The sequence below is a fragment of the Kitasatospora sp. NPDC059817 genome (genome assembly GCF_042731835.1).
Classification (GTDB): Bacteria; Actinomycetota; Actinomycetes; order Streptomycetales; family Streptomycetaceae; genus Kitasatospora.
This window is the reverse complement of sequence record NZ_JBHWIR010000271.1, coordinates 1-6749: the sequence shown is the minus strand read 5'-3', so window position 1 is coordinate 6749 and position 6749 is coordinate 1. Positions and strand designations below refer to the sequence as shown.

Genomic DNA, 6749 nt, shown 5'->3' with positions numbered 1-6749 from the left:
GCGGGCGGCCACGCAGGCCGCCGAGAGGGCGGCCCAGCGGGCGGCCGCCCCGCGCCCCTCCCGGCCGGCCCCGCCCCCCCCCCCCGCTCCGGTGGGGCGGCCCGGTCCGCGGAGCCCTTGCGCGGCGTGCGGCCCGGCCAGCCGGGTCCTACGGGCTCTCCAGGGCGCCGAGGGTGACGTCGGCGGTCCGGCTGTTGCCGTCCCTGGTGTAGGCGACGGTGGCCTTGTCGCCCGGGGTGAGCGAGGCGAGCGCGGTGGTGAGCGCGTTCAGCGAGTCGACCGTGGCGTCCCCGATCTTGGTGATCACGTCGCCGGCCTGCATCCCCGCCGAGGCGGCCGGGCCGCCCGCGGTGACCGCCACGATGACCGCGCCGGCGGGCTTGAACTGCTGGTTGAAGCTGGTCCGGGCGGTGATGCCGAGCGCGGCCCGGCCGGAGTTGGTGACCTTGCCCTGCTTGATCAGCTGGTCGGTGATGTTGGTGATGGTGGACGCCGGGATGGCGAAGCCGATGCCGGGCGCGGCCGCGCCGTTGGCCTCGGGCTCCGTCGCCGCGAGCGTGTTGATGCCGATCACCTGGCTGTCCAGGTTGACCAGCGCGCCGCCGCTGTTGCCCGGGTTGATCGCGGCCGAGGTCTGCACCATGTTGCCGATGGTGGCGCCGGGCGAGCCGCCGCCCCTGGGTTCGGAGACGGTCCGTCCGGTGGCCGAGACGATGCCCTGGGTGACGCTGCTGGAGAGGCCGAGCGGGCTGCCCATGGCGAGGGTGATCTGGCCGAGCTGGACCTTGCCGGAGTCCCCGAAGGCGGCCGGCTTGAGGCCGCTCGGCGGGCTGCTCAGCTTGATCACCGCGAGGTCGGTGTCGGGGTAGCTGCCGACCAGGGTGGCGTCCAGCGACTTGGTGCTGTTGGCGAGGGTGACGGTGAAGGTGGTCGCGGTGCCCACCACATGGGCGTTGGTGACGATGTCGCCCTTGTCGTCGTAGACGATCCCGGAGCCGAGGCTGTCGCCGGTGGTGATCTGCACCACCGAGGGCAGCACGTCGGCGATGACCCGCTGGTAGTCGTCCTGCAACTGGTTCCCGTCGGCCGACCGCGCGGGGGCCGACGAGGCCGGCTTGGCCGAGCCGGAGCTCGACGGGGAGCCCGCGGCCTGCGAGGCGGACGAGGAGGAGCCGCTGCTGCACCCGGCCAGCGCCAGCGCGGTCAGTACGGCCACCGCGCCGGGCACGAGCAACCGGCCGTGGGCCGTCCTGGGGCCGGTCGGCCGGGGCCCGGCCGGCAGGGGGCGGGCGTGTTCCTTCTTTCGGCTCACCTGACTGCCTCCGATTCGTCACCACGCTGAGAGCACGGAAATCTTTGTCAGCATTTCACCGATTTGTCCGATTTGACGGCTCGACTCGCCCGGCACTCACCACGGAAACCCGAACACCCTAGAATCGGCCCATGACTTGGTTGATCACCGGCGGTGCCGGATACATCGGCGGGCACGTCGTCCGCCAGCTGCTCGACGCCGGTGAGCGCGTCGCCGTCCTGGACGACCTCAGCACCGGCGACGCCTCCCGCCTGCCGGAGGGCGTCGCCCTGGTCGAGGGCTCCACCCTGAACCGGGCCGCCCTGGACGCCGCCATCCGCGAGCACGCGATCGAGGGCATCCTGCACTTCGCCGCCAAGAAGCAGGTCGGCGAGTCCGTCGAGCAGCCGTTCTTCTACTACCGGGAGAACATGATCGGCCTGCAGACCGTCCTGGAGGCCGCCGCCGAGGGCGGGGTCAAGCGCTTCCTCTTCTCCTCCTCCGCCGCCGTCTACGGCATGCCGGACGTCGACCTGGTCACCGAGTCGACCCCGTGCGCCCCGATGAGCCCGTACGGCGAGACCAAGCTGGCCGGCGAGTGGCTGGTCGCCGCGGCCGGGAAGGCCCACGGCATCTCCACCGTGGCGCTGCGCTACTTCAACGTGGCCGGTGCCGCCTCCCCCGAGCTGTCCGACACCGGGGTCTTCAACCTGATCCCGATGGTCTTCGAGCGGCTCACCGCCGGCGAGGCCCCGCGGGTCTTCGGCGACGACTACCCCACCCAGGACGGCAGCTGCGTCCGCGACTTCATCCACGTCTCCGACATCGCCTCGGCCCACGTCGCGGCCGCCAAGCGGCTGGCCGCCGACCCGGCCGGCGAGACCTCGCTGGTGCTCAACATCGGCCGCGGCGAGGGCGTCAGCGTCAAGGAGATGCTGGAGGTGATCGGCAAGGTCACCGGTTACGACACCACCCCCGAGGTGACCCCGCGCCGCGCCGGCGACCCCGCGCGGGTGGTGGCCTCGGCCGACCTGATCCGCCGCGAGCTGGGCTGGGGCGCCCGCCACGACGTGGCGGAGATGGTGGCCTCCGCGTGGGACGGCTGGTGCAGCCGCCACCCCGGGGCCCGCAAGGCCTGATCGGACGCGTCTGACGGCGGCGGGGCGCCCGCCCCGCCGCCGCGCCGGTTCAGCGCGCCGGGACGGCCGTGCCGTAGAAGGCGTCCAGCGCGTACACGCAGCGGTCCTTGGAGCCGACGAAGACCCGGCCGCCGACCGCGACCGGCGAGCCGGTCAGCTCGCCCTTGGTGCCGAGCTCCCAGCGCAGCTGACCGCTCGCCAGGTCCAGGGTGTGCAGCGAGTGGTCCCGGCTGCCCAGGTGCACCAGGCCGTCGGCCACCGCCGGGGAGCCGACGATCTCGCCGCGCGCCGTGTAGCGCCAGCGCTCCCGGCCGCTCGCCGCCTCGAAGGCGTACAGCACCCCGCCGCTGCCGACCAGCACCATGCCGTCCCCGACCACCACCGGCTCGGCGCCCTGGCGGTTGCCGGTGACCCCGCGCCAGCGGTCCCGGCCGGTGGCCGCGTCCAGCGCGTACACCGTCCCGAGGTAGTCGGCCACGTAGACCGCGTCGGCATCCAGCGCGGGCGGGGTGAACAGCACCACCGGGGCCTCGAAGCGCCAGCGCTCGACCCCGCTGGCCGCGTCCAGCGCGTACACCCGGGAGCCGGCCGTCACGTACAGCACGCCGCCGCGCTCGACCGGGTGCGAGGGCACGTCCTCGCCGACCGGGAAGGACCAGCGCAGGCCGGCGCCGTGCGGGTCGATGCAGCGCAGCCGCCCGGCCCCGTAGTAGTAGGCCGCGCCGGCCACCAGGACCGGTCCGGACTGCGGGTTCTCGTAGTCCTGCTGGGCGTCGTCGGCCCGCCACAGCTCGGCGCCGTTGGCGGCCGAGCGCAGCTGGACGCCGCCGCCGCGGACGCCGCAGCAGAGCACCCCGTCGGCGGCGGAGAGCGAGTAGACCCAGCCGTCCAGTGAGGTGCGCCAGCGCTCGGTGCCGTCCGCGACGTCCACGGTGTACAGGTGCGGGCCGTCGGCCGCATGCACCCGGCCGGCGTCCACCGCGAGCGCCCAGGCGACGTCCCGGGTCTTGTAGCGCCGCTCGCCGGAGGCGATGTCCAGCGCGTGCACCTCGAAGCTGGAGACGAAGAGCGTGCCGTCGGCGACCACCGGGGTGCCCCAGACGTCGTTGGACATCCGGAACCGCCAGGGGCGCCAGCGGGCGGCCGGCGCCGGCGGCGGGGTGATCCGGCGGACCCAGTCGGTCTCGGCCGGGGCGGTGCCCGGGCCGGGCTGCTCGTGCTCGGCCCGCGGCCCGGGGCCTATCCGCACCGAGGCTCCGGACAGCCGCACCTCGACGGCCCCGCCGCCGCCCGGCGCGCGGTGCTTGTTGGGGGAGGCGATCTTCGCGGTCGGGATCTCGCCGTCGGACACCGGGCCCGGCCTCCGCCCCGTGTGCACCGGCCCGGACGGCGGCGGCGCGTGCCCCCCGCCCAGGTGGGTGCGCGGGTCGTCCAGGCCGGGGCGCTGCACCGGGACCGGCTGGTGCGGCTGCGGCGGCTGGTGGGGCTGGAGCGGGCCGGCCTGCGGCGGCCCGGCCGGGGGCGGTGGCGCGCCGCCCGGCAGCTGGACGGCCCGGGGCGGCGCGCTCGGGCGGCGGCCGCGCTTGCGCTCGATCAGCTCCAGCGCGTTCACGGGGAGCCAGTCGCCGACCTCACCGGCGGCGTCGTCCCGGGAGAACAGGTGCGGGGCCAGTTCGGCCTGGATCTGCGCCGGGGTGGGCCGGTGCTCGGGCGAGGGCCGCATGCAGGCGCGGACCAGGTCCATCAGCTCGCGCGGCATCCCGGACAGGTCCGGCTCCTCGCGCAGCAGCTGGAACACCGTCTCGACCGGGTTGGAGCCGCTGAAGGGCGGGTGCCCGGTCGCGCAGAACACCATCAGCGAGCCGAGCGAGAAGACGTCGCTGGCGCCCCGGACGTTACGGCTGTCCTTGGCCTGCTCGGGGGACATGTAGGCGGGGGTGCCGACCGCGACGTTGGTCATGGTGAGCCGGGTGCTGGAGACGCCGGAGGCGATGCCGAAGTCGATCACCTTCGGGCCGTCCTCGACCACCAGCACGTTGGAGGGCTTGAGGTCCCGGTGGATCAGCCCGGCCGCGTGGATGGACTGCAGCGCCTCGGCGATGCCCGCGATCAGCCAGCGGGTGGCGTCCACCGGCAGCGGACCGCACTCCTCGACCAGGTCCTCCAGCGAGGGGGCCGGGATGTACGCGGTGGCCAGCCAGGGCACCCGGGCGTCCGCGTCGGCGTCCACCACGGCCGCGGTGTAGAAACCGCCGACCGTCTTGGCCGCCTCGATCTCGCGGGCGAAGCGGACGCGGAACAGCTCGTCCTCGGCCAGTTCCCCCCGGACGGTCTTGATGGCCACCCGCCGGCCGGAGGCGGAGCGCGCCAGGTAGACCAGCCCCATCCCACCCGCGCCGAGCCGCCCCAGCACCTCGAAGGGCCCGATCCGCCTCGGATCGTGCGCCGTCAGCTGGTCCACTCCGCTGCCACCTCCCCGTTTTCCGCACCCGCCGCGTGGTGCCGGACCCGATTCTCCAATGCCGCCCGGCCCATCTCCAACCTCCCCCGCCCAGAGCCGACGGCCGCCCCGGGAGCGCCGCCGTCCGGCCGGTGATGACGGAACGGCCGGATTCTGACGCCCGTTCCGGCCGCGGCTTGCACCCGGACGCCCGGACCCTCCCCTTCGGCGCCGATCTTCCGACGCCGCCAGTCGTCACGCTCTGTCACTCGATCACCCCTCAGCGGACTCGCCGTCACGCTGTGGGGTCAAAGGCACACGGGGGGGCTTCAACGACGCCTGCGGAGCGCGGTGAATATCCGTCCGAAGTGGTTCATGCCCCTATAGCAACCCCCCGTGCGGAGTAATAGTCGCATCACCGAATCGCGCCAAGATCGTGCCACGGTAAGCTGACGGCATGACAGGACAAGTTCGCACCGTCGACGGTCGCGTCGCCGGGCGACGCGGACAGGAAACGCGGCAGAAGCTGCTCGACTGCCTCCGCGAGATGCTCAGCACGTCGCCGTACCGGGACGTCAAGGTCATCGACGTCGCCCGTATGGCGGGTACCTCCCCCGCGACCTTCTACCAGTACTTCCCGGATGTCGAGGGCGCTGTCCTCGAAATCGCCGAGGAAATGGCCAAGGACGCCGACACCCTCAAAGAGCTGGTGGCCGGAAAGTCCTGGGCAGGGAAGTCCGGTCCGACCACTTCGGAAGAACTGGTCGACGGATTCCTCGCCTTCTGGCGCAAGAACGACGCCATTCTCCGAGTGGTCACGCTCGGTGCCGCCGAAGGGGACAAGCGGTTCTTCAAGATCCGCATGACGGTCCTCAACGCGGTCGCCAAGCCGCTCGCGGAGGCCGTCAAGGAACTCCAGGCGAAGGGCCAGGCCGACAAGTCGCTCGACCCGAACGCCGTCGCCGGGGCCCTGGTCTCGCTGCTCGCCTCGGCGGCCGAGCACCAGAAGGCCTTCACCGCCTGGGGCGTCAAGGTCAAGGACCTCAAGCCCAACCTCGCTCCCCTGGTGTACCTGGGCGTCACCGGCAAGAAGCCGCCCAAGTAGACCATCCGCTCAACCGACCATCCGCTCCGCGCGCAGCCCCGGCCTCCTGTCCGGGGTACGACGGACGGCGGCCGTGTCCTCGGGGGAGGTCCGCCGACGTACCGCACGCGCGCCAGACATGCCGGTGGGCGGGCACCCCTCACACAGGGTGCCCGCCCACCGGCATGTTCGCGTTCCCGCCCCTCAGGGGCCCTAGGTGCCCCGCGCCGTCAGGGGCAGCGGACCACCTGGCCGGCGTAGGCGAGCCCGCCGCCGAAGCCGAAGAGCAGGACCGGGTCGCCCGGGGACAGCTCGCCGCGTTCGACCAGCTTGGAGAAGGCCAGCGGGATGGAGGCGGCCGAGGTGTTGCCGGAGTCGACCACGTCCCGGGCCACCACCGCGTCGGTGAGGCCCAGCTTGGCGGCGATCGAGTCGATGATCCGCAGGTTGGCCTGGTGCGGCACGAAGCCCTTCAGCTCCGACGGGTCGATCCCGGCCTGCTCGCAGGCCCGGCGGGCCAGCGGGGCGAGCTGGGTGGTGGCCCAGCGGAACACCGACTGGCCCTGCTGGCTGATCACCGGGTCCCAGCCGGTGATCACCACGGCGTCGCCCTTCTCCGGCTCGGAGCCCCAGACCACCGGGCCGATGCCGGGCTCGGCACCGTCCTCCTGGGCCTCGACCACCGCGGCGCCGGCGCCGTCGCCGAAGATCACGCAGGTGGTGCGGTCGGTCCAGTCCAGCGTGTCGGACATCCGCGCGGCGCCGATCACCCGCGCGCCGCGCGCCGCGCCGGCC

Annotated in this window: 5 protein-coding genes; 2 read left to right on the top strand and 3 right to left on the bottom strand. The window is 73.6% G+C overall.

Annotated elements, in window-relative coordinates; translation table 11 throughout:
* Positions 1–148 precede the first annotated feature (148 nt).
* Positions 149–1234 (bottom strand): S1C family serine protease, encoded by a 1086-nt coding sequence (locus ACFV61_RS32970; RefSeq protein ID WP_380338176.1) that lies wholly within the window; start codon positions 1232–1234, stop codon positions 149–151.
* 209 nt (positions 1235–1443) lie between these two features.
* Here ACFV61_RS32970 and galE point away from each other — a divergent pair, with 209 nt between their 5' ends.
* Complete coding sequence (gene galE / locus ACFV61_RS32965; RefSeq protein ID WP_380495684.1) at positions 1444–2430, top strand: UDP-glucose 4-epimerase GalE; 987 nt, start codon at positions 1444–1446, stop codon at positions 2428–2430.
* 49 nt (positions 2431–2479) lie between these two features.
* Here the strand turns inward: galE and ACFV61_RS32960 are convergent, their stop codons facing one another.
* Positions 2480–4891 (bottom strand): PQQ-binding-like beta-propeller repeat protein, encoded by a 2412-nt coding sequence (locus ACFV61_RS32960; protein WP_380485517.1) that lies wholly within the window; start codon positions 4889–4891, stop codon positions 2480–2482.
* A gap of 436 nt (positions 4892–5327) precedes the next feature.
* On the opposite strand from ACFV61_RS32960, the gene ACFV61_RS32955 reads away from it, so the two are divergent.
* On the top strand, positions 5328–5975 hold the full coding sequence (locus ACFV61_RS32955; protein ID WP_063348895.1) for a TetR family transcriptional regulator: 648 nt from the start codon (positions 5328–5330) through the stop codon (positions 5973–5975).
* A 209-nt stretch (positions 5976–6184) separates the two neighbouring features.
* On the opposite strand, the gene ACFV61_RS32950 is transcribed toward ACFV61_RS32955, so the two are convergent.
* The coding region (locus ACFV61_RS32950; protein ID WP_380495681.1) for a 3-oxoacyl-[acyl-carrier-protein] synthase III C-terminal domain-containing protein at positions 6185–6749 on the bottom strand (565 nt) is incomplete at its 5' end.

Bases quoted from the DNA above. Each gene is read 5' to 3' on its own strand.
- galE (WP_380495684.1), top strand. From the start codon at position 1,444: ATGACTTGGTTGATCACCGGCGGTGCCGGATACATCGGCGGGCACGTC.
- ACFV61_RS32955 (WP_063348895.1), top strand. From the start codon at position 5,328: ATGACAGGACAAGTTCGCACCGTCGACGGTCGCGTCGCCGGGCGACGC.